Below are 26,266 nucleotides of genomic sequence, written 5' to 3'. Positions count from 1 at the left end.
GACCCAACCGAAGGGAGCGTGCCGGGATTCAAGATAGCCGTCCGGATTGGATGATCTTCTTGAATCGCTCATCATGCCCAGGATACAAAGCCCCTGGTCGCACAGCTTGCAGACCGCCATCTGGCGGCGGGAATGGGGCAAGTTGTATGCGCTGGCTGGGGCTGAACTTCCGACCCTGGCTGCCGAGCGCATTGCCAGCGCCCCGGCCTACACCGACCCCGACGAAGCCCGCTTCGATATAGAGGCAACCCTGCTTTCCTGGGCGCTCCCCGATTTTGTGGCCTACATGCAAGCGCTCAACAGGTGGCTGGGTAAGAGCGTCTTCCTCGAGCCCGATACCCCATACCCCTGGCTTTCACGCTGGCCCGGCGACCTGAAGCGCCCCCCAGCCGAACCACCCGGCTTGTGGGATGAACTGCTCAGGCGTTTGCGCTGGCCCAACCCCGATGGCTTTGTGGCTGCCAGCTTGCTGCAACTGATGGCGACGGCTCGAGCCGTGGTTCGTTACCGGGAGGGGTTATCTCAATAAACCCTTCCTCCCAACGGCACCTCGCGCTCTGCCGAAAGCAGCACCACCCGCCCTTGTGCGTCGGGCAAGCCCAGTACCAGCACTTCGGATTTGAAGCCCGCGATACTGCGCTCACCTAAATTGGCCGCACAGATCACCAGGCGCCCCACCAGGGCCTCAGGGGTGTAGAGGTCGGTGAGCTGGGCGCTGCTTTGCTTTGTGCCAAGTTCACCCAGGTCAATCCATAGCTTGTAGGAAGGTTTGCGGGCTTTTTCGTGAGGCTCGGCTTTTTGGATGCGTCCGACGCGCAGCTCGAGGAGTTGAAAGGCTTCGTAGGGCGTCATGGTGAAAGTGTCCAGGATTCTCCCGCGATCGTCAACAGAAATAGACCCTACCCTAGAGGGTTGGCGGCCCTCTATACTTGAAACTGTGCAACGTTTGCTCGACCAGGCTGCTTTGCTGATTCGGGATGCCCGCGAACTTTCGCCGGAGCAGGCGGTGGGTTCGCTCAAAGAGGCAGTAGGCCTATTGGAAGCGGTTCGTCCTTCCAAAGAACGCGATGGCATGATGGCCCTGGCCTACCTGCGGCTGGCCCAGGTGCAACGCCAACTGGGTCGGCGCAACGAGGCCGAGCGGGCCTTCATGCTGGGGTATAGCTATGCGAGAAGCTCGAGGGAGGAGCGGGTGCGCCGCCTGGCGGAAAAACTGAGCGGCGAATTTGTGAGCTAACGCCAGGGATCACCGGCCCTTGGGCCCATAAACTACTGGGACATGCCATGGGAGAACCCTGTGGCCCAAGTGAGGAGCCGATTCAGATGGGAGAGTTACTGGGGGATATCGCCGCAACGCTCATTGCGCTTTCGGGTTTGGCGGTGGTGGTGGGCGTGATCTTAATCAAGCGAGGCGACCGGGTCTGGCATCCCAGGGTGATGCTGCTGGCTACGGGCCTGGCGGCCTTGTTTCTGGTGTTCTACCTGCTTAAATGGGGGCTGTATGGCACCACCCGCTACGTGGGGCCCGAGGAGTGGCGCGGTGCGTACTACGCCTTGCTAATCAGCCACACCGTTCTGGCCGCCCTGAACGGCCCACTGGTCTTGTGGTTGCTCTACAACGCCTTCAAGCAGCGTTTTACTATCCATAAAGCCTGGGCCCGCTGGACGGTGCCGGTCTGGCTGTATGTGGCGTTGACGGGCTGGGTGATTGACTTGGTGCTCAAACGCTACGGAGAGTCGGCGGGGGGCATTGGTTTTTAGAGCCGTACTTTTGTCCGTAGCCGCTCGACCTGCTCTGGCACCAGAGCACTCCATTTCGCATGTGAAGAAAGTTGCCCAGTACGGCAAAAACCGCCGTACTGGGTATTTGTGGGAACCGCGCTGTTCTAGGATTTCTTGCCCCAGGCTTCCAGCACGATCTGACCATTCACAACCCTGGCCCGCTCGGGCTTGCGTGCGGCGGCGTCGCCGCTGGGGGCCTGGGCCACATGGTGGGCGATGCGGATCTGCTTGGCTTCCAGGCACATAGCCCAGATGGCGGCCTCTTCCTGGCCGGCGGCCCCGGCGTGGGCCAGCCCGCGCAGTTTGCCCACCACGATGATGTCGCCAGCGGCCACCACTTCGGCCCCGGCGTTGACGTCGCCCAGAATAACCACCGTGCCCGGCGACTCAATGCGCACGCCTGAGCGGACGGTCTGGTCAATTACCTCGGTGTAGGGGATGTATTTCTCGCCCCGCGGCGGCCGGAGCTGCAAGCCCCGCTCGCGTCCGAGCTCGAGCAGGGCCTCCAGCACCCCCTGGCCCACCATCCCGGCCACCTCGACCTCCAGGGGCAGCGGGGGCAGGTCGGCCAGGGCTTTGTGCAGCAGCTCCGGGGTTTCGTTGCCATCGAGCCGCAGGGCCAGGGCGTTAAGGGTCGCGCGAATCCGCATGCAAGGCAGTTATACCAGAAAGCCTAGCGGTTGGCGATGTGGATGGCCTGGCGGTGCAGGTGTTCGGCGGCCTCCATGATGCCCTCGGAGAGGGTGGGGTGGGCGTGCACGGTGAGGCCCACGTCGGTCACGGTGGCGCCCATCTCCAGGGCCAGGGCGATCTCGGCAATCATGTCGGAGGCGTTCGGGCCCACAATATGCCCCCCCAGCAGCAGGTCGGTCTCGGCGTCGCCGATGAGCTTGATCAGGCCCTCGGTAGCCTCGAGGGTCATGGCCCGGCCCGAGGCCGAGAGCGGGAACTTGCCCACCTTGACCTTGTAGCCGGCCTTGGTGGCTTCTTCCTCGGTCAGGCCCACGGCGGCCCACTCGGGGCTGGTATAGACCACGTTGGGGATCTGGTAGTCCATGACCGCATTGCCCCCGGCAGCGTTTTCGGCGGCAATCAGGCCCTCCTTCATGGCTTTGTGGGCCAGCAGGGGTTGGCGGGTCACATCACCGATGGCGTAGATACCCTGGATATTGGTCTCCATCTTCTCGTTGGTGGGCACATAACCGCGCTCGTCAACCTTCACACCGATGGCTTCTAACCCCAGCCCTTTGCCTCTAGGCCGTCGCCCGGTAGCCACCAGAATCTTGTCCACCACTATAGTTTCTTGCCTAGCAGTCTTCACATCTTCCAGCGTGACGTGAATCCCATCCTTCTTTTTCTCCTGCTTTACACCCTTGGTACCGGTTTTGATGGTAATGCCTTGTTTACCCAGGATTTTGGCTAGGGCGTTCGCGGTCTCGGGGTCGGCAGCGGGCAGGATTTGGCCCATGAACTCGATCACCGTGACCTCGGCCCCCATGCGCTTATAGACCTGAGCAAACTCCAATCCAATGGCTCCCCCGCCAATGCACAGCATCCGCTTGGGAAACTTGTCTTCTACCCGCAAGGCCCCAGTAGAGTCAATGATGTCCTTCTGGTCTACCTCGAAGCCGGGTAGGGTGTTGGGCTCCGAGCCGGTAGCCACGATGAAGGTCTTGCCCTGGATGCGTTCGTTCCCCACCTCGATGGCATCTTTGGCAACAAACTTGGCGAAGCCGGTTTTTAGGTCTACCTTGTTGCCCTTCAAGAGCTGCGAGACCCCCCCGGTCAGCTTTTTCACGATGCCGTCGCGCCAGCCGCCCAGCTTTCTAAGGTCGAGCTTGGCCTCTTTGACTTCCAGACCAAAGGTGCTGCCATGTTTGGTGCCTTCCAACTCCTCGGCAGCGTGTAGGAGCGCCTTGGTGGGAATGCAACCCACATTCAAGCAAACTCCCCCTACATACTCGGCCTCAATGGCAAGCACTTTCTTGCCCAGTTGGGCTGCCCGGATGGCCGCATGGTAGCCGCCGGGGCCGGTTCCGATCACGATTACGTCGTAGGTAGTTGACATAGCCATCCCATTCTAGTAAGCGTATAGATGAAAAACAAAATCTATCTAATGAAAAACTACAAGGCTTCCAGGAACAACCGCTCGGGTTTTTCCAGCAACCGAATTACTTCCTTGCAAAACCGGGCGGCCTCGGCACCATCTACCAGCCGGTGGTCGAACGAGAGCGAAAGGTACATCATTTGCCGTACCACGATCTGCTCGTTTTCGTTCACTACGGGGCGCTTCTGGATGGAGTGAATACCCAGGATGGCGGCGTCCGGCACATTGATGATGGGAAAGCTGAACAAGGCTCCAATGCTGCCGATATTGGTTACGCTGAAGGTGGAGCCGGTCATCTCCTCGGGAGTTAGTTTGCCAGAACGGGCCTTTTCAGCCAGGTCGTTGACCTCGCGGGCCAAGTCTAGCACGCTCTTGCGATCCACATCTCTCAGTACCGGCACGATCAATCCATTTTCTGCTGCGACCGCCATGCCGATGTTGAAATAGTTCTTCAGCACGATCTCCTGAGCAGCTTCGTCCATCGAGCTGTTGAGGGAAGGGTATTTTTTCAGCGCCCTGGCAATGGCTTTGAAGATGAAGGGTAGGTAGCTGAGCTTGACCCCCTGGGTCTCGGCATCGGTCTTGAGACGGCCCCGCAGCGCCACCAGTTCCGTCATGTCTACTTCATCCACCGTGAGGGTGCGCACCGTGTAGAGATGCGAGGCCACCATCTGGTTGGAGATGGCCCGGCGCAGGCCGCGCAGGGGGACGCGGGTTTCCAGGGCTTCGTAGCCCTTGGGGGTTTTGTATTGAACCGGGGCAGGCAGAGGGCCGAGGGACGAGGGCCGAGGGCTGGGAGAGGGTTTTTGGCTCTCCGCACCCTGCTCTTTGCTCTGTGCATAAGCCTTCACATCCTCCACCCGCACCCGACCATTGGGACCGGAGCCTGGGATTTGTGCGATATCCAAGCCCATGTCCCGTGCCAGCTTGCGGGCTGCCGGAACCGCGATGATGCGACCCTGGGGGTTGATCGGGATCGCGGTGGTGCTCCGGGGAGAAGCCTGCAACGGTGCGGCGGCCTTGACAAAGGGGTTTTTGACCTGTTCTTGCTTGGCGTCAGGCTTAAACAGCGAGAGGTTGGCCCCGTCGTCCTCGAGCACACTGCCCGGCTCCACAATCGAGCGTTCCTCTTGTGCCTGCAAGCTGGTAGCAGGTTCTGGTTTCTTATCGCTGATGGTCAAGGCGTGTTTCTGGTCGCTGATGGTCAAGGCGTGTTTCTGGTCGCTGATGGCGGCAGTTATCTCGCCGGGTTCAGCGATGACAGCGATGGGGGCATGGACGGCCACCACATCTCCTTCTTTCACCAGCTTTTGTAGCAACACGCCTTCGTGAGGACTTGGTAATTCCACCGTCACCTTATCGGTCATCACCTCTACAAAAGGCTGGTCTTTTTTCAGGGCATCGCCTTCGGCTACCAGCCATTTGAGAATTTCACCTTCAACAACGGACTCGGCAAGCTCGGGTAACACTACTTCTTTAGGCATAGTTGGCTCCTAATAGTCTAGTAAGCGTTTGGCAGCGTTGAGGATACGGGTCACGGTGGGCATGTAAAGCTTGTCCTGGGCCAGCGGATAGGGCGTGTCGAAGCCGGTCACGCGCAGAGGCGGAGCCAGCAACTGGTCGAAGAGTTCCTCCGAAACCGTAGCGGTTACTTCGGAAGCAATGCTGGCCATACGCGGAGCCTCGGAAATCATCAGCAGGCGTCCGGTTTTGGCTACCGAACCCAGCACAGCTTCTTTGTCCCAGGGCATCAGCGTACGAAGATCAATTACCTCTGGGTCAATACCTGCGCCCACCATCTCCTCGGCAGCCTTGAGGGTCTCGATCATCGGCCCACCATACGAAACCAGGGTGATGTCTTTTCCCTCGCGACGAATGGCTGCTTGGCCAATGGGGATCAGGAAATCGTCGCTGGGCACTTCTTCCTTCACGGCACGGTAAAGGCGTTTGGGTTCCATGAAAACCACGGGATCATCGTTGCGGATGGCCGCCTTCAGGAGTCCTTTGGTGTCGTAGGGTGTGGAAACCACTACCACCTTCAGACCGCCGGTGTGGGCGAAATGGGCCTCGGGGCTTTGCGAGTGGTGGTGTCCGCCCTTTACGCCGCCGCCGGTGGGCATCCGTACCACCATGGGGGCTGTGAACTGCCCCCCAGAGCGATAACGCAGCTTGGCAGCTTGGGAGAAGAGTTGATCTATACCAGGGAACACATAGTCGGCAAATTGAATTTCGGCTACCGGACGCATTCCATGTGCTGCCAGCCCAACCGCTGCCCCTAGAATGGCGGCTTCGGAAAGGGGCGAGTCCATTACCCGGTCGGGGCCATATTTTTGCTGTAAGCCCTCGGTAGCTAGGAAAACCCCGCCCCGCTTGCCGACATCCTCACCCAACAACATCACCCGCTCATCGCGGCTCATCTCTTCGTCCAGGGCGCTATTGATGGCCTGGATCATGGTCATGGTTGGCATATACCCTCCATCAAAGATCACAGGTCACAGGTCGGTGAAGGCTTTTGGCCTGAGACCTAAGACTTGCATTTGTGATATCAACGCAATTCCTCCGCCAACAACTGGCGCTGTTCTTCTAGGTGCCAGGGACGGGCCGCGAACACATCGTCGAACATCTCGAGCGGATCGGGTTCACCGGCCTGCAAGGCTTCTTGTAGGGCAGCCTCGAGCTCCTTGGAGATCTCCAGCTTTAGCTCGTTGGCCCAGTTGGCATCCCACAAACCCTGCTTTTCCAAGAAGCGCTGGTAACGCACCAGGGGATCGTGCTGGCGCTCGGCAGCCAGTTCTTCGCGGGAGCGGTAGCGGCTGTCGTCGTCGGCAGAAGAGTGGGCACCAAAACGATTGACCACCAGCTCCACCAGGCAGGCACCGTGTCCGGCCCTAGCTCGCTCGATGACCTCTTGCATCACGAAGTAGCTGGCCAGTACATCCAGGCCATCCACGTGGTAGCCGGGAATGCCATAGGCGTGGGCCTTGACGGCGATATTTTCCGAAGCGGTCTGCTTAGATATGTTCACGCTGATGGCGTAACGGTTGTTTTCACACACAAACACCGCTGGAGCCCCTTGCACGGCGGCAAAGTTGATGCCTGCATGCCAGTCGCCCTCGCTGGTGGCCCCGTCGCCAAAGGTGCAGACGGCTACCTGGCCGCTGCGGCGGAACTTCATGCTGATAGCGGCCCCTGCAGCAGGGGGAATATGCGAGGCAATCGCCGAACAGACTGTGAAAATATTCAGTTTTTTGGAACCAGGATGCGAGGGCATCTGGCGGCCCTTGGCGGGGTCGGCGGCATTGCCCAGGGTTTGGCCGAAAATTTCGACCAGCGGCACCCCCAGCGTCATCACCAATCCCATATCGCGGTAATAGGGAAATAGCCAGTCGTGTCCTTTGCGCAAGGCATGGGCAATGCCCACTTGGGCGGCCTCGTGGCCCGCATGGGGAGCGATAAAGCTGGTCTTGCCCGTGCGAATCAGGATGACCAATTTCTCGTCCAGTATTCGCGCTGCCAGCATATCGCGGTAGAAACGGCGTAACTGTTCGGGTGGAAGCCCGTGTTCGAAGGACGCGACCCAGTGGCCCTGCTCGTCTACCAGCCGGATGGGTTCGCCGCTGAAGGGTTGGAACCGTATTTTCTCTTGAACCATGTTTCCTCCTGGCATGCTGGGATCACCAGCCTGCCTGACCTGCCGAGCCTTGGGTAAAGGCCCTCGAGTCCGAGTGACCCTGGATAAGGGCCGACACGGGGAACCGCAAGAACCCAGCAAAACCAAAAGACCTCCCCATATGGAGGTCTGTGTGTAGATTTTGGTATACCGGGCTCGAGGTTTTGGGATAGCCAATAATGATAGATAGCGCCAGGCTTGGTCTCCCCATAACAACCTCTTGGTACGAAGATTATAGCGGTTTTGGCTGAGGGATTGGGGTGAGTTGGGGGAGGCAAGCGTAACAGCCCAAGGAAACTCAACCTACCAGCGTGTCGGAGGCGGGATGAAACTACGAATTTGCATGATTGGAAAGCCAAAACTAGAGTTCGCCCGTGTGGGGCTGGAGGTGTATGCGGGGCGACTGCATAGGTACACCAAACTGGACTTGGTTCATCTCAAAGAGGGTACACAGGTTCAGGAGGGGCAGCGCCTGCTGGAAGCCTCCGAAGGTTACCGTCGGGTGGTGCTGGATGAGCGGGGGCAATTGGTGGATACGTTGGCCTTCAAGGCTCGCCTGGAAGCCTGGGAGATGGGGTCCGAAAAAGGCGTAGCCTTTTTGATTGGGGGCGCAGAAGGCCACGCCCAGGCCGTGCGCGACCGAGCCGATTGGTTATTAGCTTTGTCCCAGCTAACCCTGCAGCACGAGCTGGCCCTGGTGGTTTTATTGGAGCAACTCTATCGCGTCGAAACCCTCAAAAAAGGCGAACCCTACCACCGATAACCAAGTAGCTGTTCAGCTACTGGCAGGGTGGGAAGATTTGCGCAGGGCGTAGCAGGGGCTGGGGCGCTACGTAGGGCTCGAGCCTGAGTTGCAACCCACTACGACCTACATCGAGGAGGGCAACGTTACCCGATTCGGTGTACCAGGCGAATAGATCCCCCGCATCGGTGTTGTTATTGCCATTTACATCCTTCCAACCCTGAAGTTTGTACTGGCGATCCGCGGGCAGGTTGCTGAAGATGAACGGCGAAGATAGGACGTTTTGCGTAATGGTGAGCTCCTCCGCGCACAAAATAGTGTCGCCCGATACGCCAAACAAGGTCAGGAGTGTTCCGTTGAGCGAGGCCGTGGGCGGGGGTGGGGTCTGGGCCTGGGTTACAGTCAAGGTGAAGCGGGCTTCTGCGGTAGCCCCCCCGCCGCTGCCGCCAATCACCAGCGTGTAGCTTCCGGGGCTGACCCCGCTGCCCACGCTCAAGCTGAGGGCGCTGTTCGCACTAGTGGGATTGGGATTGAAAGAGCCCGTTACCCCACTGGGTTGACCGCTGAGGGTCAAGGTTACGGGGCCGCTAAAGTTACTCCGGTTTACGCCGATATTGATGGTGCCATTGCCCCCAGGGTTGAGGTTGAGACTGGCGGGAGCCGCAGTCAGGCTCAGGGCGGGGGCGGGCGGGGCGCTCAAGCGATCCAGGGCGGCCTTCGCGTCAATTAAGCCCGCACCGCAATCGTTGCCGCTGCTGCGATTGCACTGAGCGGCGCTCAGTGGACGGGCGGTTTGCTTGAGGATGGTCAGGGCTTCGCCAGGTGTGAGGCTGGCCTTGCGGCTTTTCATCAAAGCCAACACACCCGCCACATGCGGGGCAGCCATCGAGGTGCCTTGCTTGAAGCCGTAGTTGTTGTTGTTGATGGTGCTCAGGACTCCATTGGATGGGTTGTTGCGGGTGTCGCCGCCCGGCGCCATGACATCAATACGGGTTCCGTAGTTGGAGTAAAAAGCCCTGTTTCCACTCCGGTCGGTCGCGCCCACCGTGATGACCCCACTGCAACCTGCTGGCGTAAAGGTGCTGGCATCTGCATTGGAGTTGCCTGCCGCCACCACCATGATTTTGCCTGCAGCCGCCACGTCGTTGATGGCAAGCTGCATAGTGGAGGACGGGGCACAGGTAACCTGCCCGCCCAGCGACATATTGATGATGTCGGCTGGGTTGGCGTTGCTTGGAACACCGGCCACACTCATGCCTGCAGCCCAGCGCAGGGCATCAGCCACGTCGGCCAGGGTTCCGCCCTCGCTGCTCAAAGCGCGGACTGGAACCAGGCGCACTCCCCAACTAACCCCGGCCACGCCGGTATTGTTGTCGGTGGCCGCACCTACAGTTCCGGTCACGTGGGTTCCGTGGAAATCGCTGTTGCTGCCGGTGTCCTCGGGGTTGTTGTCGCGTCCATCGCCATCGCCGGAGATACTGCTGTCGCTCACAAAGTCGTAGCCGGGTAGAAGCTTACCTGCAAGGTCGGTATGGGTCGAGAAAACCCCGCTATCTATAACCGCCACGCGAACCAAGTTGCTGCCGGTTTCGCTGTCCCAGGCCTGGGGCAGGTTGATGGCCGTATAGTGCCACTGTTCGCTATAGCGGGGGTCGTTGGGGGTGAGGAAGGGCTCTAATATATAGTTGGGCTCGGCATATTCCACATCTCTTCTGGATAGCAACGCATTTACGGCCGAAAGTGTGCCGCTGGTATCGAGGTTGGCTCGGTACAGATGGGTATTTGCCAGACTCAACGGACGCAGCCGTTGGAGGGCTACACTCCCCACCGAGAGGGTTTCGACCGATTGCAGGCTAACCCCGGATTTGAAGCGCACGATGATTTCACCTGCCACAAAGCGGGCCGCCTGGGTGCTGGGAGGAGCGGCGATGCTCACCGTGCCGCTAATGCTGCCGCTACCGGGGGAGGGAGGTGCGCTTACGCTAACGCTCACCGAAGCGCTTTTGCTGCTATCGGCCTGGCTGGTGGCACTTATGCTGGCATTGCCGATGCCCACGGCAGTCACCAAGCCCGAGTTGCTAACGGTCACCACAGCGGTGTTGCTACTGCTCCAGATGACGGCAGTGTTGGAACTGTTGCGAACCTGAGAACTCAGTTGAAGGCTTTGCCCGGTGAGTAAGCTGAAGGGGCCGGGCGGGTTGATGGTGACAGAAATTGGAGCAGGAGGATTGTTGCAGGCCGCAAGCAACGCGATGATCCATATCAATATCGAGTGGATTCTGGACATGGGGTTAGCATACCTTCCCGCTGTTCTCTAGCTATGAGCTTTGGGTAAAGACTTCTCAATTTGCTCCTGCAGCCCTTTTATCTATAGCCATTGGGGTATATGCGGCTACCGCTGACACCAGCAACACCACCCAAATCAGCAGGGCTGCCGAATATCCTGAGGCCCCCAGAACCACCCCCATCCCCCACTGGAGCAAAAATACCCCCATGAACCCCATAAAATTGATGGCTGTAACGGCCCGTCCGGTGAGTTCGGTGGGGAAGGCCAGGCGGGCCTGGGCCAGGCTCAGGATGTTAAAGGCGCCGGTAAAGCCCATCAGCCCGTAGGTCAGGTAAAGGCCCCAGGCGGGCATCTGGGGCCACAGGGCCAGCAGCAGAGGCCCCAGGGTGAACCCGAGGCTGGCCGAGAGCAACACCCGCGGCAGACCCCAGCGGTCGGCCAGGGGGCCACACAGCAAAAAGCCCAGCAGCGCGGCCAGCGAAAAAACGAAGAGCACGCTGCCGACCTCGAGGCTCCCCAGCCCCCGTACCTTGAACAAAAAGTCGCCGCCCCACAGGGTCTGCCAGGCCAGAAACCCGCCCCCCACCATAAAGTTGAGCCAGCCCATGCGCCAGAACTGGCTGCTGCGCCAAATTAAACCGGCGTGGCCAGCCTGGGTGCTCCGGGGCAGCGCCATGCCCTTGGGGGCGTTGCGTACCCCCAGGGCCACCACTAGCGCCACCAGCACAATCACTAAGGCCCCCCATTCGAACACCCCGCGCCAGCCGATCTGCTCCTTGAGCCAGGCCAGGGGCGAGGAGGCCGCAATGGCCCCCGAGGCCCCCAGGGCCACATACAGGCTGCTGATGCTGGCGTAGCGCTGGGCGGGAAACCACAGCGAAAACGCCTTCAAAGCGCCCATCAGGGCCGCTGCAAAGCCAATCCCCAGCAGCGCCCGCCCCGCCGAAAGGGTCAAAAAGTCCTGGGCCGAGGCAAATATCAGGGCCCCGATGGCCCCCAAAAGCATCAGGGCCGGGTGCACAAAGCGCGGGCCAAAGCGATCCAGGAGCGAGCCTAAGGGCAACTGCGCGATGGCAAAGGTCAGGTAAAACAGGCTGGTCATCAGGCCCAGCTCGGCCGAGGTGAGGCCCAGGTCACGCCGTAAATCGGGCGAGATAACCGCGTTGGTTGCGCGGAAGAAGTAGGAAAGGAAGTAGGCCAAAAGCAGGATGACGAAAACCCGAAGGGCCGCCGGCATGTTCTGTATCCTACCCCTATGAACGCCAATGTGTCCTCTGCGCTGTGGCTCGAGCTCCTGGGCGGGCTGTTGGTGGTGCTGGGAGCGCTGCTCGCCTGGCTGGCCTTCACCCTGGCCAGCCAGACCATTGACCCCAGCCTCGAGAAAAACCTGCTGCGCATCCGGCTCGACCTTCCGGGTTTTCTGGATGGGCTGGCCCGTCACCTCGCCACCGCCGGGGCCTGGATGGCCGGGGTGGGCGCGCTGCTCTTTTTTGGGGCCGCCCATCTGGTGCGGCTCTTCCGGTTGGTGCTGGGCCTGGCGGCCTTATTTGCGGTGGGGGTGTGGGTCTGGCTAGCGCTTAAGGCTTAGGAACTCGACAGTTACCCCTTCGGATTGAGTTTTGACCAACCCCACCCCCTGGGCATACCACGAGGTGGTTTTCACGTCGAAGTTCATCGGCATGCTCTGCCCTGCCGACTTCATGCTCCCACGGATGGTCATGGTGCTTTCGACCTTGTAGGCACTGAAACGCCCTGCCGGCACGCTAACGCTCTCCTGGCCCACCACCTTGCTAACCACGCTCATAGTTTGTTCGACCTGCAGGGTCATGTTCGGCTGTTTAGCCTCGCCCGCCACCTCGTAGCCGTAGCTCCAGGTGGTTCCAACCCGCATCCCCTGTGGAATTACCACCCCGCTCACTTTGCGGGTTTTGAGGTTAATCTGTATTCCTTGGTTGCTGGGCGGCTGGAAGTACTCGAGCTGGGTGAGACCTTTGGCATCGCAAGCCCAGCGGATATCGAAACTAAAGTCTTTGAAGGCTAGACGCTGGACAAAACCCTTGTCGCTCACCTTGATGATGCTGGCCGTGTGGGTCGAGTTATCCGGACTCGAGCGGTAGCTCCAGACCCAGCCCTCGCGCACCGGGAAAAAGGGATGGTCGCACCTGGCCCAAGCCAAAGAGCCCAGTAACAGCATCGAGACCACAAGCAATTTGCGCATACGCAGCTCCTTTTTTAGGGTATACCAGCCGGCGTTATTTCAGCGTTATGGATTGGAGCCAGCCGATTCGCACTGATCTGATACGCATTTCGGTAGTATCGTTCACTTTGACAAGCCTAAACGATACTACCGAAATGCTTTTCTACCCCCTTCGGTCGGCTTGAATCCTTCACCTTTGACTACGCATGGCGGTGAAGGATTCAAGCGGAAATGGTCTGACTATGGATGGTCACCCAGCTCAGCCAATCTCCAACTGCATCTTCATCCAGGGGGCTGAATTGTGGAAATTGGCCACGGCGCTACCGGGCGGAACCAGCGCGCCGCAGGCGGCGCGCAAATCCTCCGGGAGTTTCATGTCCAGTACAGGTAGCAGGTGCTCGAGCTGCTCCACGCTTTTGGGCCCGATGATGGGCGCGGTGATGCCGGGCTGATCCTTGACCCAAAGCACGGCCAGTTGGGCAGGGTCGTGGCCGGCCTCGCGGGCCAGCCTGGCAAAGCGGTTGCCCACCTCCACCGCCCTGGGTGTGACCCGCTCGGCATAAATCCCGCCCCGCAGGCGGGCCCGGGAACCCTCGGGGCGGATGCTCTCCTCGGCATAACGCCCGGCCAGCATCCCCATGGCCAGCGGTGACCAGGGTAGCAGGGCCAGGTTGTAGGCCTGGGCCATGGGAACCAGTTCGTTCTCGATGCGCCGGTCCAGCAGGTTGTAGGGCGGTTGCTCCGAGACAAAGCGCACATAGCCCTTCAGCTCGCTCACCAGAATGCCCTCCAGCACCTTCCAGGCCGGGGCGGTGGAGCTGCCGATGTAGCGCACCTTGCCCTGCCGCACCAGGTCGGTCAGGGCTGCGAGCGTTTCGTCAATGGGCATGTCGAAGACCGGGCGGTGAAGCTGATAAAGGTCTATGTGGTCGGTTTGCAGGCGCCTGAGCGAGTCTTCACAGGCCCGCAGGAGGTGGAGCCTCGAGTTCCCCCGGTCGTTGGGGCCGGGGCCGGTGGGGTAGTGGGCCTTGGTGGCGATGAGCACCTGGTCGTGCAGGCCGCTTTCCTTGAGGATCTGCCCAATTACCCGTTCGGCCTCGCCCTGCATATAGCTGTTGGCGGTGTCAATCAGGTTAATACCGGCCTCGATGGCCCGCAGAATCATCTTTTTGGCCTCGGCCTCGGGGGTGGGGTTCAGGATGTTATCGGTTCCTAGGGCCAGAGGGGCTACTTTGACCCCGGTTCGGCCTAGATGGCGGTATTCCATGGGTGGCTCCCTTCAGTGCAGGACAGGTGTGCTCATCGGGCCGCGTACCCCGCATCCACCAGCACCAGCGAGCCGGTCATGTAGCTGGCTTTATTGGAGGCCAGAAAGAGCACCACCTGGGCGATTTCTACGGGGTCGGCCAGGCGGCCCATGGGCACGGTCTCGGCCAGGCGTTGCAGCAGTTCGGGGGTAACGGGTTCCTTGCGTTCGGACTGAAGCATGGGGGTGTTGACCTCGCCGGGGCAGACCGCGTTGATGCGGATGCCGTCTTTGGCGTGGTCGAGGGCCAGGGCGCGGGTGAGGTTGTGCACGGCCCCCTTGCTCGCACAGTAGGCCGCCACCCCCGCCGCCCCCAGGTCACCCCAGATCGAGCCAAAGTTGACGATGGCCCCGCTGCGCTGGGGCTTCATGGCCCGGATGGCGGCCCGGCACATAAAAAAGGTGCCGCTCACGTTTACCCCCATGACCCGTTGCCACTGCTCGTCGCTGGTCTCCTCGCCGCTGGCCCGTACGATGATACCGGCTGCATTGACCAGCACATCCAATTGCCCATACTGCTGTACAATCTCTTCTACCACTGCACTGCAGAAGGCTGAATCGCTCACATCCCCAATTCGAACTTCTGTACCTATCTTGTTTGCAAGCTGATTTGCCAGGGCTTGGTTCCGGTCTACAATCACCACTTGGGCCCCGGCTTTGGCAAATTCATGGGCGGTGGCCCCACCCATGCCCGAGGCACCCCCGGTGATGATGACAACTTTATCGTGGAAATCCATTGATTCTCCCTTTCCAAACACGATGATTGTATGGACTCGAGAGAATTGCGGTCAACGCTATGGCCACAGCGAGCACCATCGTTGGGCTGCTCACTCATGGCCCGTTGCAGAAAATCGGAACTGACCTTGCCATATAACCGAGACTTACCCCTGCCAAAACCACAAACCTAGTCCCACTCCTCCTACCAGTAATGAATCGGGACGTTCCTCCACTTCCCGTCGCTGGTATACTTCCTGAGAAGTAGGTTTATCAAACAAATGGCACGTTTTTGAGGAGGTCTGATGGTTCAAATCGCAGTGCCCAAAGAAACCGCAGCGGGTGAACGCCGGGTGGCGCTTACGCCAGAAGTGGTGGGTCGTTTGCTCAAAGAAGGTTGGGGTGTGCGGCTCGAGGCCGGTGCCGGGGCCGAGGCTTATTTCTCCGACGAGACGTACCGAAATGTGGGAGCCGAGGTGGTCTCCAGAGACCAGTTGTTCAAAGGAGCACAGGCGGTTTTTACTGTGCAGCCTTTGGAGCGGCTGGATTTTGTGCAGCTCGAGCCTGGAACCATTGTGGTGGGGTTGATGGCCCCACACCGCAGTCCAGCCAGGGTGCAGGCGATGGCCGCTAGCAAACTTTCCGCCCTGGCCATGGAGCTGATACCCCGCATCACCCGGGCCCAGAGCATGGACGTGTTGTCTTCCCAAGCCACCGTGGCCGGGTATGTGGCAGCCCTGATCGCGGCCCGCGAGAGCAGCCGATTTTTCCCCATGCTTACCACTGCCGCCGGTACCATCCGCCCGGCCAAGGTGATGGTCATGGGGGTGGGGGTGGCGGGCTTGCAGGCTATCGCCACGGCGCGCCGCCTAGGGGCCAACGTCTGGGCCTACGACGTGCGCAAAGCTGCTGCCGAGCAGGCCCTCTCGCTGGGGGCCAAGGTCATCGAGCTGCCCATCAGCGCCGAGGGCGAGGGGGGCTATGCCCGCGAGCTTACCGAGGATGAGAAAAAACTTCAACAAGAAGCTCTGGCCAAGGAAGTGGGCGGCATGGACGCGGTTATCACCACCGCCCAGATTCCAGGTCGCAACGCGCCCATCCTGATTACCAGGGCCATGGTCGAACGCATGGGGGCAGGGGCGGTGGTGGTGGACTTGGCGGCGGAGTCTGGTGGCAACTGTGAACTGACCCAACCTGGCAAGACCATCGAAGTGAATGGGGTCAAGATCGCTGGGCCGCTTAACCTGCCTAGTGCGCTGTCGGTGCACGCCAGCGAGATGTACGCCAAGAACCTATACAACCTATCCAAGCTGCTGATCAAAGACGGCCAGCTTGCGCCTGACTGGAGCGATGAAATCCTGGCTGGAGCTTTGCTCACCCATCAGGGTGAGATCACCCATGCGCCTACAAAGGCGCTGGTGGGAGGATAAATATGGATTCGACTTGGGCTGCGCTGTATATCTTTTTACTGGCTGCCTTTACCGGTTACGAGGTGATTAGCCGGGTGCCGGTCATCTTGCACACCCCCCTAATGTCGGGTTCCAACTTCATCCACGGCATTGTGGTGGTGGGGGCCATGGTGGTGTTGGGTAAGGCCGACACCCCCCTCGAGCAGGCCATTGGCTTTTTTGGGGTGATTCTTGGAGCAGCCAATGCCGCCGGGGGCTACGCCGTAACCGAGCGAATGCTGGAAATGTTTGAACGGAAGCCGAAGGCCGAACTTCAAAAACCCAAGACCTGAAGATCTGTCGCTTCGAGCATACTTATGGAAAACTTTGTCCAACTCGTTTACTTCATCACGGCCTTTCTTTTCATCCTGGGCCTCAAGCGCATGTCCTCGCCGGCCACCGCCCGTAGTGGGGTGGTCTGGGCCGGGATTGCTATGGTGGTGGCAACCCTGGTGACCTTCCTGACCCCAGGGATGCACAACTTTGGCCTGATGGTTTTGGCGCTGATTATCGGCACCCTGGTGGCCTGGATTGCAGCCAAGCGGGTGCAGATGACCGACATGCCCCAGATGGTGGCCATCTACAACGGCATGGGGGGGGGTGCAGCCGGTGCTATTGCCGCAGTAGAGCTGTTACGCGGCGATTTCAGCGAGGCCCTTGGCCTTAAGTTTCTGGCCATCTTGGGCGCCTTGATTGGCTCGATCTCCTTTACTGGTAGCCTGATTGCCTTTGCCAAGTTGCAGGGTTTAATGTCCAGCCGCCCCATCCAGTTTCCGGCGCAAAAATTGGTCAATGTTTTGGTGATTGCTGGAGCAGTGGTGCTGGCGGGACTGCTACTGCCCACCGATTCAATGCCACTGATTTTCTTGTTCTTTGCCTTGGCCCTGGCTTTTGGGGTGCTCATGACCCTGCCCATCGGTGGGGGCGACATGCCAGTGGTGATCTCGCTGTTCAACGCCTTCACCGGCTTGGCGGTGGGCTTTGAGGGCTTTGCTATTGGAAATCCAGCCTTGATTGTGGCAGGTACAGTGGTGGGGGCTGCAGGTACACTCCTGACCTTGCTAATGGCCAAAGCCATGAACCGCAGCCTATGGAGTGTGCTGGTTGGTGGATTTGGGGTTGAACAAGAAGCAGGTGAGGTCAAGGGTAGCCTCAAGCCGATTGACCTCGAGGACGCCGGGGTTATGCTAGCCTACGCTTCCAAGGTCATCTTTGTGCCCGGCTACGGGATGGCGGTGGCCCAGGCCCAGCACAAACTGCGCGAGCTGGCAGACGTGCTCGAGTCCAAAGGCATCGAGATCAAGTTCGCCATTCACCCGGTAGCAGGCCGGATGCCCGGCCACATGAACGTGCTGCTGGCCGAGGCCGGGGTGGCCTACGAAAAGCTCTACGACCTGGAAGACATCAACCCCGAGTTCCCCCAGGCCGATGTGGCGGTGGTGATCGGAGCCAACGACGTGGTCAACCCGGCGGCCCGGCGCAAGGGCTCGCCCCTTTACGGCATGCCGATTCTGGAGGTGGACAAGGCCAAGAACGCCATCGTCATCAAGCGCGGGCAGGGCAAGGGTTTTGCCGGGGTTGAAAACGAATTGTTCTTTGCCGATAACACCCGAATGCTCTATGGCGACGCCCAGGGTGTGCTGGGGCAGTTGGTGCAGTCCCTCAAAAAGCTTTAGAGACCGTAATACCGGCTCCGCTTGAACCCTTCACCTTTGGGTGTAATCAAAGGTGAGGGGTTCAAGCCGACCAAAGGGAGTAGGAGTACATTCCGGCAGTATCGTTTAGGCTTTCAAAGGAGAACGATACTGCCGGAATGCGTATAAGTGGCCGTACACCCCCTTCCGAAAAGCAGGTGGGCGAAGGGGGTGGTATTTCTTTGAATTGGTGTTCTGGTGCGGTTTATTAGAGAATTGGGATTGGGTTGACAGTGTGGGATAGCTGGTATAGACTTCGCGGAGGAAGTTCTTCCAAAAGGTAAAGTAACTGTTTCAATGCTGGCTGGCTTGGCATGGAAGCACTTCCAAGGAAACAGGAGGAAACATGAAGAAGTGGCTTGTAGGTGCATTAGCCCTCACCCTTACTGTGGGTGGGCTGGCCTTCGCCCAGGGGGTAACCATCCGCGTTGCGGGCGACTCGACCGCAGTCGGCGAGGGTGGCCGTTGGATGAAGGCCAAATCCGAAGAGTGGGCCCAAAAAACCGGCAACAAGATAGAGTATATTGACTCCCCTGCCGACACCAACGACCGCTTGGCCCTGTACCAGCAATACTGGGCAGCCCGTAGTGCCGACGTAGACGTGTACATGATTGACGTGATCTGGCCTGGCATTGTAGCGCCCCACGCTGCTGATCTCAAGCAGTTCTTTACCGAAGCCGAACTGAGCCAGTTCTTCCCCCGCATCGTGGAAAACAACACCATCCGGGGCAAGCTAACCTCGATTCCGTTCTTCACAGATGCAGGTCTGCTTTACTATCGCACCGACCTGTTGCAGAAATACGGTTTCCAGCGCGCACCCCAAACCTGGACTGAGCTTGACCAGCAAGCCACCCGCATCCAGGCCGGCGAACGTCAGGCAGGCAACCGCGACTTCTGGGGCTTTGTCTGGCAGGGTAAGGCCTACGAGGGCCTGACCTGCGACGCGCTGGAGTGGATCTTCTCTATGGGGGGTGGTCGCATCATCGAGCCCGATGGTCGCATCAGCATCAACAACGCCCAGGCCATCGCTGCCCTGAACATGGTACGGAGCTGGGTGGGCCGCATCTCGCCTCCGGGTGTGACCAGCTACGCTGAAGAGGAAGCCCGCAACGCCTTCCAGTCGGGTAACGCCGCCTTTATGCGCAACTGGCCCTACGCTTATAGCCTGGGCCAGAGCGAGGGCAGCGCAGTGCGGGGCAAGATTGGCGTAACGGTGCTGCCCCGTGGGGCGGGTTCGGGTGGTCGCAATGCTGCTACCCTGGGTGGTTGGCAGTTGATGGTCTCGACCTATTCGCGCAATCAACGGGTTGCTGCAGATCTGGTCAAGTACTTGACCAGTGTGGAAATTCAGAAGGACAACGCCATCAGCCTTTCGCGCCTGCCTACCCGTCCGGCCCTCTACAACGATGCACAAGTACTGGCCAAGAACGCCTTCTTCAAAGACCTGCTGCCGGTCTTCCAGAACGCCATCGGACGTCCTTCGGGCGTAGCGGGTGCCCGTTACAACCAGGTCTCTGAAGCCTTCTGGACGGGCGTCCACGAAGCCATCACCGGTCGTAAGCCTGCTGCCCAAGCAGTGCGGGATATGGAAGCTGCCTTCCGGCGCATTCTGCGCTAGGCCATTTACGCGCAGCCTTGTTGAGGAATGGGGTCGGATATCCGGCCCCATTCTTTCATAAAGGGTTTTCGGAGCCAATGCTGCGATTCTCGCGTGTAGAGAGCCTTTGGCTACAAAGACAATCCCTAATTTGGGACTCTATTCGTACTTCTTAGGGGAGGCGACCCCGGTACTGAAAACCGCAACAAGTGGGGTCTATGCCTTTGGGTGCTTCCCAAATGCACAGATCCCCCAGCAGTTGGTGTTCGACATCATGAGTGCGAATTTGGAATACCGCGAAGAGAACCGATATAGTATCGGTGTCTTGGAACAATATCGCCAAGCTGCTTATGTGGGTCGGCTGGGTGGAGGTGGATATAGATGCTCACTGTTCGACAAACCCGTTTGGCCTGGCTGCTGGTCTTACCTACGCTGCTGGTAGTAGCGTTCGTGGCGGGCTATCCGCTGGCACAGGTGTTCTACTACTCGTTTCATCGAGCTGATATCTCTTTTGTAGAGCCCACGGAGTTTGTGGGTTTCAAGAATTACATTTTTCTGCTGCAAGACCCCGACTTTAGGGGTGCTTTGTGGAATACCTTGCGCTTTACTTTTGTTTCGGTTTTCCTCGAGACTGTCTTGGGGCTGGCCATTGCCCTGGTGATTCACTCCAACTTCAAGGGGCGGGGCATCGTGCGGGCTGCCATCCTGATTCCCTGGGCTATCCCGACGGTGGTCTCGGCCAAAATGTGGCAGTGGATGCTCAACGACATCTACGGGGTGATCAACGTAATTCTGGTCAATACTGGCCTAGTGGCCAACAAGATTGCCTTCCTGGCCAACCCCAATACCGTGCTGTGGGCGATGGTAGCGGTAGACGTATGGAAGACCACGCCCTTTATGGCCCTACTGCTCTTGGCTGGTCTACAACTGATTCCTGCCGACATCTACGAAGCTGCCGACATTGACGGCGCCAGCCGTTGGCAACAGTTCTGGACGCTGACCTTGCCGCTCCTAACCCCTGCGCTGGTGGTGGCACTTATTTTCCGCACCCTGGATGCGCTGCGGGTTTTCGACGTAATTTTTGTGATGGTGGGTGTCAACACCGCCACCCGAAGCCTGGCCATCTACAACCGCCAGACATTGATTGACTTCCAGGATTTGGGCTATGGCTCAACGGTATCGGTAGCCATTTTGGTGATTATCTTTATCTTTGTGTTCTTGTACATGCGCGTGGCGGGACGGGGGGTGCGCGGTGAGGACTAAAGGTCTGGGCTACTACATCGGGCGGGTACTGTTTTATGCTCTGGTGGTTTTTATCGTCATATACAGCGTGTTCCCCTTCTATTGGGCGGTGGTCAGCAGCTTCAAGACCAGCGATGCGCTGTTTAGCGCCAACCCCAGTTTCTTGCCGACCCCCTTCACCCTGACCCACTACCAGAATGTTTTCAGTGGGGCGGCCTTTGGTCAAAATCTGATTAACTCGCTGATTGTGGCGGGCGGCGCTACCCTAATTTGCCTGGTTTTGGGGGTGCTGGCGGCCTATGCGCTGGGCCGTTTGCGCTTTCCTCCCAAAAACGCGGTTCTGTACATCGTGCTGGCCATGACCATGTTCCCCCAGGTTTCGGTGCTCTCGGGCATGTTTGTGTTGCTGCGCGAGACCAACCTGTTCAATACCCACGCGGGTTTGATTCTTTCTTACCTGCTCTTTACCTTGCCCTTTACGGTCTGGGTTCTGACGGGCTATTTCCGTGGATTGCCACGGGAATTGGAGGAAGCAGCCTATGTGGATGGGGCTTCCCCCATGCAGACCCTGGTTCAGGTCATGCTGCCCCTCACCGGCCCTGGACTGGTGACCACAGGCCTGCTGGCCTTTATTGCAGCCTGGAACGAATATCTCTTTGCCCTAACCTTTACCATCGGCAACAATGTGCGCACCGTTCCGGTAGCCATTGCTTCTTTTGGTGGGGCCACCCCCTTCGAGATTCCCTGGGGCTCGATTATGGCGGCCTCGGTGGTGGTGACGGTTCCGTTGGTAATCCTGGTGTTGATCTTCCAGCAGCGGATTGTGGCGGGTCTGACGGCCGGCGCGGTGAAGGGATAGCTCGAGCGCCTCAGCAGAAGGCATATGATGGGCAGGTATGGCTGCCCAAGAAGCATACCGCTGGCTTTTGGAACATAGCCAAGAGACGGCCTATCTGGCCTCTTTTGGCAAGTTGGCCGGCTGGGATCAGGCTACTTACACCCCCAAGAAGGGGCACCCCCACCGAGCCAGGATGCAGGCCACCCTGGCCAAGCTACTACACCAGCGGGCCACCGACCCTCGAATAGGGGAGATGCTCGCTCGGGTCGAGAATTCCGACTGGCTCGAGGAGCCCACGGCCGTGGAAGCGGTGAACGTGCGTGAGTGGCGGCGGGCCTACGACCTACAGACCAAAATTCCTGAATATTTGGCAGTCGAACTGGCCCATGCTACCAGCGAAGGGCAGGCCATCTGGGAAGAGGCCCGACCCAGAAACGATTGGGAAAGCTTTAAGCCCATTTTGAAGAAAATATTCGCCCTGACCGGCGAGGTCGCGGACGCCATCGGTTATAAAGAAGAGCGCTATGATGCCCTGCTCGATCAGTACGAGCCGGGTGCGACCGCCAAGCAAGTAGAAACCATTTTCAAGCAAGTGCGTGAGGCCACAGTAGGGTTACTTCACCGGATCGAAGGTAGCTCTAGGCGGCCCGATACTTCCCTTTTGCACCGGCACTTTCCCAAAGCGGCGCAGGAGAGCTTTGGCAAGGAGGTGATTGCCAAGATAGGCTTTGACCTCGAGGCTGGGCGTCTTGACGTGGTGGCCCACCCCTTTATGCAGGGTATAGGCCCTGGGGATGTGCGGCTGACCACACGCTATACCGAAGACTTCTTCAACCCAGGGTTCTTTGGCATTGTGCATGAGATGGGGCATGGGGTCTATGGACAAGGGCTGTTGCCCGAACACTTTGGTACCCCCATGGGAACCGAGATCTCGCTGGGTATCCACGAGTCGCAGAGCCGAACTTGGGAGAACCTAGTGGGGCGTAGCCTGGGGTTCTGGCGCTATTTTTGGTCCAAAGCCCAGCAGCACTTTGGATCGCTGCGTGATGTGCAGCTCGAGGATTTTCACTTCGCGGTCAATGCGGTCAAGCCCAGCCTGATTCGGGTGGAGGCAGACGAAGTAACCTATAACCTCCACATCCTGGTCCGCTTTGAGGTCGAACTGGCCCTGCTGCGCGGTGAGTTGGCAATAGATGATGCGCCCGAGGCCTGGGATGCCAAATACCAGGAATACCTGGGGGTGCGTTCGCCCGAAATCCGCGATGGGGTGCTGCAGGATGTGCACTGGTCGGCGGGGCTGATTGGTTATTTCCCCACCTATTCGCTGGGCAACCTCTATGGGGCTCAGTTTTTTGTACAGGCTGAGAAGGATTTAGGCAACTTGGAGGCGCAGTTCGAGCATGGTGAGTTTACACCGTTGCTGAACTGGACGCGGGAAAAGATTCATCATCAGGGCAGCCGCTACTGGCCCCGCGATCTGCTCAGGCATGTGACCGGCGAAGACCTTAACCCGCAGCACCTGATAAACTATCTGAACCGCAAGTTTGGGATGCTGTACGAGGGGTAGTACTGGCTCCTTATGCTCTCGAGACCCCATCTATGATGGGGTAAGGGCCTGGGTAACGACCTGGTGTACCACCGCTCTGAATCGGCCCCAATCGGCCCAAGTAGCGCCGAGTTCTCTGGAAAAATCGGCGGGCAGGTGTTCTAGCTCCCTGGCGATGTCCACGAGATCGGCTGGAGTGACCTCGCGAAAACCACTAATTTGTTCGCGGTGGTCTTGGGGGTTGGGGGTGCCATCGGCTGCAAGCAGGAAAACGTAGCTGTGAAACAAGCGGCCTTCGTTGTGCTGATAGGTGATATGGGCTAGATACCTCAAAATTTGTGCTTCCAGACCAATTTCTTCCCATGTTTCGCGCTCGAGAGCCTCCATCACCGACTCGCCGGGTTCGATGCCTCCAGTGGGTAAGCGGTATACCCCGGTAGGGTAAAAGGGTTTGGTCATGGTGAGGAACCGACCGCTGGGCCGCTGAAATACCAAACATACCTCGGCAATGCGGGTTCTGCTAAGGGCCAAATAGGTATTTGCACCCAAATTGCGGGTGGTCTCGAGCGGTTTACCAAAGCGCAAGGCCAGCTCTTGAAGCTCTTGGTACATATGTTAAAAAGTACCATAATCTTCAAGGCTGGATTGGCTCCAGTATTTTGTTATGGCTTGTAGATACGGTCAGCGGATCGGAGAGCAGAGGCGGTGTAGTGGGCGCAGGTTACAAAGTGGTTGCTTACAAAATTAACGAAGAAAATGGCATGGCTACACGATTGGCACACCAAACAGGGGTATGTTTTTAATCTCCAGCCAGCAGACCGACTTCACGTAACGCCACATATGACCCGAGAGAACCTGGGGTGGGTGCTAACTTGTTAGCGATGCACTGGCGTTCGGGGAAATGGCTCATCATGCTCAGTGGGTTTGTAGTTGCCCTGAGCTTGCTCGATACTCTAACCAAAGTCGAGAACATCTGGTTCTTTCCCGAGCTATCGGTGATGTTTCTAAGCCTTGTGGCACTCGGGTTGCTGGCCCTCGAGCGCCAAAAACACCAGCAGAGCGAGAGCCGTTTCCGCGCCCTGGTTGAAACCTCGCCGGATGGCATTATCGAAGTGGATGATACCGGCACCATTTTGTATTGCAACGCCAGCTACCTGCGCTTGGTAGGTGCTGCACAACCCGAACAGGTGATCGGGCAAAAGGTTATGCGGTTTCTGCATCCCGACTATCACCCCGTGGTGAGCGGCCGCATTCAGAGCCTGGACCGACTGGCACAAATTCCATTTATCGAAGAAAAATACGTTCGTCTCGATGGCACGGTGATTCCTGTGGAAGTGGGAGCCGCACGCACTTCCACCAACCCCCCCAAGCTGATGGCAATTGTGCGCGATATCAGCCGCCACAAGCAAGCTAAAGAGGCTTTGCGGGCTTCGGAGGCTCGCTTCCGCGCGTTGGTACAGAATAGCTTTGATGTATCGCTGATTGTCAATGTTCTGGGCGATGTCCTCTATGCCAGTCCCAATGCTCCCAGGCTCAGGCTCCAAAAGATGGCTCTGGGGGGGAAACCCAATGTCTTCCGCTACCTTTCGATGGAGGATGCAGAGCGTTGCAAGCACCTTCTGGATCGCCTGTTGGTCAACCCTGGCGAGGTTATACAAACGGAGGTGAGCGCTCCGCTGGAACGTGGGGGGATTGGCTGGTTTGAGATCTGGGGTCAGAACCAACTGGCCGACTCGGCGGTGGGCGGGATAGTACTGAATATCCGCGATATTAGCGATCGGAAAGCCTATCAATCCACCATCGAGCACCTGGCCTACCACGACCCCCTCACCGGCTTGCCCAACCGCCGGATGCTGCGTGAACAAGCCGACCAGTTCCTGGCCCATTCGCAGCGCGGAGGCCGCGAAGCCACCCTGATTTATCTCGACCTGGATCGTTTTAAGGAAGTTAATGACACCCTGGGCCACGAAGCCGGGGATGAGTTACTGGTGCAGGTGGCCCGGCGTATTCAGAACTGTGTGCGCTCGGGTGATTTGCTGGCCCGCCTGGGAGGAGATGAGTTCGCAATTCTACTGGGCGAGACCTCCATAGAGGGAGCCGCCGATGCAGCACGGCGGGTGCTGGCAGTGTTACAACAGCCCTTTACTGTTGCTGATACCACCCTGCGGATTGGAGCCAGCCTGGGCCTGGGGGTTTATCCCCGCGATGGGCACAGCCTCGACGACCTGATGCGGGCAGCGGATGTGGCTATGTACCGGGCCAAGGAACACGGCACCGGCTTGATGTTTTACAGCCCGGAACTGGACCGCTACAGCCGGGAGCGCCTCAACCTGATTCAGGATTTGCGCGAGGCGCTGAATAACGGTGAGATTTATCTTGAATACCAGCCCATTCTCGATACCCACTGCAAACGTTGGATCAAGGTAGAGGCCCTGGCCCGTTGGAAACATCCCAATCAAGGCTTGATCTCCCCCGCAAGCTTTATCCCCCTAGCCGAAGAAACTGGTTTGATCCGGGATCTAGATCACTTGGTGTTGGATAAGGCTTGCCAAGAGGCCAGCCTTTTGGGCTGGTCTATCGCGGTGAATATCTCCCCTCGAACCCTTTACGACTCGAGTTTTGCTGAATTGGTTGCGGCTGCGCTTCAGAAAAGCGGACTGGAACCGGGAAAACTGCACCTCGAGATTACCGAGACCGCCTTGATACAGAACCTTCCCAGGGCAGTTCAACATCTCCGTGCGCTGCGCCAACTGGGGGTGAGGGTGGCTTTGGACGATTTTGGGGTGGGCCACACCTCGATGAGCTATCTCAAAGACCTGCCCATTGATCTGCTCAAAATTGACCGCAGTTTTATCCATGGGATTGGCCGGGACAGCAGGGAAGAAGCCATTTTGCGAACCATCCTTTTGCTGGGGAAGGGTTTGGGTTTGCGCACGGTGGCCGAGGGGGTCGAGACACCTGAACAAATGCCTTCGTGTGCTACTTGACCTACCCCAGGGGATGTAAAAAAGAGGGGGTGCTATGGAAACCCACAGAGAGCACCCCCTGTACTATCTTGACGCAGAAACCCTCCTGGTGGCTACCTACGTCTGGGTG

25 protein-coding genes are annotated in these 26,266 nt (G+C 58.7%); 13 read left to right on the top strand and 12 right to left on the bottom strand.

From position 1 onward, the window contains the following. The first annotated feature begins 73 nt into the window (after window positions 1–73). The gene (locus WKI89_RS14615; protein ID WP_337870846.1) at window positions 74–529 is read left to right on the top strand and encodes a hypothetical protein; all 456 of its coding nucleotides are present in this window, start codon (window positions 74–76) and stop codon (window positions 527–529) included. On the opposite strand, the gene WKI89_RS14610 is transcribed toward WKI89_RS14615, so the two are convergent. Then, a complete protein-coding gene (locus WKI89_RS14610; RefSeq protein ID WP_337870844.1) occupies window positions 523–852 on the bottom strand; it encodes a tRNA-binding protein in 330 nt (109 codons plus the stop codon). The genes WKI89_RS14615 and WKI89_RS14610 overlap by 7 nt on opposite strands. A gap of 85 nt (window positions 853–937) precedes the next feature. On the opposite strand from WKI89_RS14610, the gene WKI89_RS14605 reads away from it, so the two are divergent. Continuing rightward, on the top strand, window positions 938–1,237 hold the full coding sequence (locus tag WKI89_RS14605) for a hypothetical protein (protein ID WP_337870842.1): 300 nt from the start codon (window positions 938–940) through the stop codon (window positions 1,235–1,237). 86 nt (window positions 1,238–1,323) lie between these two features. Beyond that, window positions 1,324–1,761 (top strand): DUF420 domain-containing protein, encoded by a 438-nt coding sequence (locus tag WKI89_RS14600; RefSeq protein WP_337870840.1) that lies wholly within the window; start codon window positions 1,324–1,326, stop codon window positions 1,759–1,761. Window positions 1,762–1,886: 125 nt separating this feature from the next. Here the strand turns inward: WKI89_RS14600 and minC are convergent, their stop codons facing one another. The 5 genes from minC to WKI89_RS14575 all read right to left on the bottom strand — a co-directional run bounded on the left by minC (window position 1,887) and on the right by WKI89_RS14575 (window position 7,541). Next, complete coding sequence (gene minC, locus WKI89_RS14595; RefSeq protein ID WP_337870837.1) at window positions 1,887–2,432, bottom strand: septum site-determining protein MinC; 546 nt, start codon at window positions 2,430–2,432, stop codon at window positions 1,887–1,889. Between the two features lie 23 nt (window positions 2,433–2,455). Then, the gene (gene lpdA / locus WKI89_RS14590; protein ID WP_337870835.1) at window positions 2,456–3,850 is read right to left on the bottom strand and encodes a dihydrolipoyl dehydrogenase; all 1,395 of its coding nucleotides are present in this window, start codon (window positions 3,848–3,850) and stop codon (window positions 2,456–2,458) included. 56 nt (window positions 3,851–3,906) lie between these two features. Continuing rightward, the gene (locus tag WKI89_RS14585; RefSeq protein WP_337870833.1) at window positions 3,907–5,373 is read right to left on the bottom strand and encodes a dihydrolipoamide acetyltransferase family protein; all 1,467 of its coding nucleotides are present in this window, start codon (window positions 5,371–5,373) and stop codon (window positions 3,907–3,909) included. Between the two features lie 9 nt (window positions 5,374–5,382). After that, window positions 5,383–6,357, bottom strand: coding sequence for an alpha-ketoacid dehydrogenase subunit beta (locus WKI89_RS14580; RefSeq protein ID WP_337870831.1), 975 nt, complete (start codon window positions 6,355–6,357; stop codon window positions 5,383–5,385). 77 nt (window positions 6,358–6,434) lie between these two features. Next, complete coding sequence (locus WKI89_RS14575) at window positions 6,435–7,541, bottom strand: thiamine pyrophosphate-dependent dehydrogenase E1 component subunit alpha (RefSeq protein ID WP_337870829.1); 1,107 nt, start codon at window positions 7,539–7,541, stop codon at window positions 6,435–6,437. 343 nt (window positions 7,542–7,884) lie between these two features. Between WKI89_RS14575 and WKI89_RS14570 the strand changes: the two genes are divergently transcribed. After that, window positions 7,885–8,322, top strand: coding sequence for a 23S rRNA (pseudouridine(1915)-N(3))-methyltransferase RlmH (locus WKI89_RS14570; RefSeq protein WP_337870828.1), 438 nt, complete (start codon window positions 7,885–7,887; stop codon window positions 8,320–8,322). Between the two features lie 16 nt (window positions 8,323–8,338). Here WKI89_RS14570 and WKI89_RS14565 read toward each other — a convergent pair whose 3' ends face one another. Both WKI89_RS14565 and WKI89_RS14560 read right to left on the bottom strand, forming a co-directional pair. Next, window positions 8,339–10,588, bottom strand: coding sequence for a S8 family serine peptidase (locus WKI89_RS14565; protein ID WP_337870826.1), 2,250 nt, complete (start codon window positions 10,586–10,588; stop codon window positions 8,339–8,341). A 55-nt stretch (window positions 10,589–10,643) separates the two neighbouring features. After that, entirely contained in the window at window positions 10,644–11,825 is a 1,182-nt protein-coding gene (locus WKI89_RS14560; protein ID WP_337870824.1) for an MFS transporter, read from the bottom strand. A gap of 18 nt (window positions 11,826–11,843) precedes the next feature. Here WKI89_RS14560 and WKI89_RS14555 point away from each other — a divergent pair, with 18 nt between their 5' ends. After that, window positions 11,844–12,176 (top strand): hypothetical protein, encoded by a 333-nt coding sequence (locus WKI89_RS14555; protein ID WP_337870821.1) that lies wholly within the window; start codon window positions 11,844–11,846, stop codon window positions 12,174–12,176. Here the strand turns inward: WKI89_RS14555 and WKI89_RS14550 are convergent. The 3 genes from WKI89_RS14550 to WKI89_RS14540 form a co-directional block, all read right to left on the bottom strand. Next, entirely contained in the window at window positions 12,159–12,806 is a 648-nt protein-coding gene (locus tag WKI89_RS14550; RefSeq protein WP_337870820.1) for a hypothetical protein, read from the bottom strand. The genes WKI89_RS14555 and WKI89_RS14550 overlap by 18 nt on opposite strands. A gap of 238 nt (window positions 12,807–13,044) precedes the next feature. Further along, window positions 13,045–14,052, bottom strand: a complete 1,008-nt coding sequence (locus WKI89_RS14545; RefSeq protein ID WP_337870818.1) for an aldo/keto reductase — start codon at window positions 14,050–14,052, stop codon at window positions 13,045–13,047. A gap of 32 nt (window positions 14,053–14,084) precedes the next feature. Next, window positions 14,085–14,828 (bottom strand): SDR family oxidoreductase, encoded by a 744-nt coding sequence (locus tag WKI89_RS14540; RefSeq protein WP_337870817.1) that lies wholly within the window; start codon window positions 14,826–14,828, stop codon window positions 14,085–14,087. Between the two features lie 282 nt (window positions 14,829–15,110). Between WKI89_RS14540 and WKI89_RS14535 the strand changes: the two genes are divergently transcribed. From WKI89_RS14535 to WKI89_RS14505, 7 genes are all read left to right on the top strand, one after another. Then, window positions 15,111–16,235, top strand: a complete 1,125-nt coding sequence (locus WKI89_RS14535) for an NAD(P) transhydrogenase subunit alpha (RefSeq protein WP_337870816.1) — start codon at window positions 15,111–15,113, stop codon at window positions 16,233–16,235. Window positions 16,236–16,237: 2 nt separating this feature from the next. Beyond that, on the top strand, window positions 16,238–16,546 hold the full coding sequence (locus WKI89_RS14530) for an NAD(P) transhydrogenase subunit alpha (protein WP_337870815.1): 309 nt from the start codon (window positions 16,238–16,240) through the stop codon (window positions 16,544–16,546). Window positions 16,547–16,570: 24 nt separating this feature from the next. Beyond that, window positions 16,571–17,929 carry an NAD(P)(+) transhydrogenase (Re/Si-specific) subunit beta gene (locus WKI89_RS14525; protein ID WP_337870814.1) on the top strand — a complete coding sequence of 453 codons (1,359 nt, stop codon included), beginning with the start codon at window positions 16,571–16,573 and terminating at the stop codon, window positions 17,927–17,929. Window positions 17,930–18,293: 364 nt separating this feature from the next. Then, complete coding sequence (locus tag WKI89_RS14520; protein WP_337870812.1) at window positions 18,294–19,565, top strand: ABC transporter substrate-binding protein; 1,272 nt, start codon at window positions 18,294–18,296, stop codon at window positions 19,563–19,565. A 360-nt stretch (window positions 19,566–19,925) separates the two neighbouring features. After that, a complete protein-coding gene (locus tag WKI89_RS14515; RefSeq protein WP_337870811.1) occupies window positions 19,926–20,807 on the top strand; it encodes a sugar ABC transporter permease in 882 nt (293 codons plus the stop codon). Further along, window positions 20,797–21,645, top strand: a complete 849-nt coding sequence (locus WKI89_RS14510) for a carbohydrate ABC transporter permease (RefSeq protein WP_337870808.1) — start codon at window positions 20,797–20,799, stop codon at window positions 21,643–21,645. The genes WKI89_RS14515 and WKI89_RS14510 overlap by 11 nt, the downstream gene beginning before the upstream one ends. Before the next feature lie 37 nt (window positions 21,646–21,682). Further along, window positions 21,683–23,191 (top strand): carboxypeptidase M32, encoded by a 1,509-nt coding sequence (locus WKI89_RS14505; protein WP_337870806.1) that lies wholly within the window; start codon window positions 21,683–21,685, stop codon window positions 23,189–23,191. A 30-nt stretch (window positions 23,192–23,221) separates the two neighbouring features. Here WKI89_RS14505 and WKI89_RS14500 read toward each other — a convergent pair whose 3' ends face one another. Continuing rightward, a complete protein-coding gene (locus WKI89_RS14500; RefSeq protein ID WP_337870804.1) occupies window positions 23,222–23,782 on the bottom strand; it encodes an NUDIX hydrolase in 561 nt (186 codons plus the stop codon). A gap of 269 nt (window positions 23,783–24,051) precedes the next feature. Between WKI89_RS14500 and WKI89_RS14495 the strand changes: the two genes are divergently transcribed. After that, a complete protein-coding gene (locus WKI89_RS14495; RefSeq protein WP_337870801.1) occupies window positions 24,052–26,157 on the top strand; it encodes an EAL domain-containing protein in 2,106 nt (701 codons plus the stop codon). Window positions 26,158–26,266 lie beyond the last annotated feature (109 nt).

It is taken from the genome of Meiothermus sp. (genome assembly GCF_037443965.1).
Lineage (GTDB): Bacteria > Deinococcota > Deinococci > Deinococcales > Thermaceae > Meiothermus.
The sequence above is the reverse complement of the archived record's forward strand: the minus strand, read 5'-3'. Positions and strand labels throughout refer to the sequence as shown.

Bases quoted from the DNA above. Each gene is read 5' to 3' on its own strand.
- WKI89_RS14615 (WP_337870846.1), top strand. From the start codon at position 74: ATGCCCAGGATACAAAGCCCCTGGTCGCACAGCTTGCAGACCGCCATC.
- WKI89_RS14610 (WP_337870844.1), bottom strand. From the start codon at position 852: ATGACGCCCTACGAAGCCTTTCAACTCCTCGAGCTGCGCGTCGGACGC.
- WKI89_RS14600 (WP_337870840.1), top strand. From the start codon at position 1,324: ATGGGAGAGTTACTGGGGGATATCGCCGCAACGCTCATTGCGCTTTCG.
- minC (WP_337870837.1), bottom strand. From the start codon at position 2,432: ATGCGGATTCGCGCGACCCTTAACGCCCTGGCCCTGCGGCTCGATGGC.
- lpdA (WP_337870835.1), bottom strand. From the start codon at position 3,850: ATGTCAACTACCTACGACGTAATCGTGATCGGAACCGGCCCCGGCGGC.
- WKI89_RS14585 (WP_337870833.1), bottom strand. From the start codon at position 5,373: ATGCCTAAAGAAGTAGTGTTACCCGAGCTTGCCGAGTCCGTTGTTGAA.
- WKI89_RS14580 (WP_337870831.1), bottom strand. From the start codon at position 6,357: ATGCCAACCATGACCATGATCCAGGCCATCAATAGCGCCCTGGACGAA.
- WKI89_RS14575 (WP_337870829.1), bottom strand. From the start codon at position 7,541: ATGGTTCAAGAGAAAATACGGTTCCAACCCTTCAGCGGCGAACCCATC.
- WKI89_RS14570 (WP_337870828.1), top strand. From the start codon at position 7,885: ATGAAACTACGAATTTGCATGATTGGAAAGCCAAAACTAGAGTTCGCC.
- WKI89_RS14565 (WP_337870826.1), bottom strand. From the start codon at position 10,588: ATGTCCAGAATCCACTCGATATTGATATGGATCATCGCGTTGCTTGCG.
- WKI89_RS14560 (WP_337870824.1), bottom strand. From the start codon at position 11,825: ATGCCGGCGGCCCTTCGGGTTTTCGTCATCCTGCTTTTGGCCTACTTC.
- WKI89_RS14555 (WP_337870821.1), top strand. From the start codon at position 11,844: ATGAACGCCAATGTGTCCTCTGCGCTGTGGCTCGAGCTCCTGGGCGGG.
- WKI89_RS14550 (WP_337870820.1), bottom strand. From the start codon at position 12,806: ATGCGCAAATTGCTTGTGGTCTCGATGCTGTTACTGGGCTCTTTGGCT.
- WKI89_RS14545 (WP_337870818.1), bottom strand. From the start codon at position 14,052: ATGGAATACCGCCATCTAGGCCGAACCGGGGTCAAAGTAGCCCCTCTG.
- WKI89_RS14540 (WP_337870817.1), bottom strand. From the start codon at position 14,828: ATGGATTTCCACGATAAAGTTGTCATCATCACCGGGGGTGCCTCGGGC.
- WKI89_RS14535 (WP_337870816.1), top strand. From the start codon at position 15,111: ATGGTTCAAATCGCAGTGCCCAAAGAAACCGCAGCGGGTGAACGCCGG.
- WKI89_RS14530 (WP_337870815.1), top strand. From the start codon at position 16,238: ATGGATTCGACTTGGGCTGCGCTGTATATCTTTTTACTGGCTGCCTTT.
- WKI89_RS14525 (WP_337870814.1), top strand. From the start codon at position 16,571: ATGGAAAACTTTGTCCAACTCGTTTACTTCATCACGGCCTTTCTTTTC.
- WKI89_RS14520 (WP_337870812.1), top strand. From the start codon at position 18,294: ATGAAGAAGTGGCTTGTAGGTGCATTAGCCCTCACCCTTACTGTGGGT.
- WKI89_RS14515 (WP_337870811.1), top strand. From the start codon at position 19,926: ATGCTCACTGTTCGACAAACCCGTTTGGCCTGGCTGCTGGTCTTACCT.
- WKI89_RS14505 (WP_337870806.1), top strand. From the start codon at position 21,683: ATGGCTGCCCAAGAAGCATACCGCTGGCTTTTGGAACATAGCCAAGAG.
- WKI89_RS14500 (WP_337870804.1), bottom strand. From the start codon at position 23,782: ATGTACCAAGAGCTTCAAGAGCTGGCCTTGCGCTTTGGTAAACCGCTC.
- WKI89_RS14495 (WP_337870801.1), top strand. From the start codon at position 24,052: ATGCACTGGCGTTCGGGGAAATGGCTCATCATGCTCAGTGGGTTTGTA.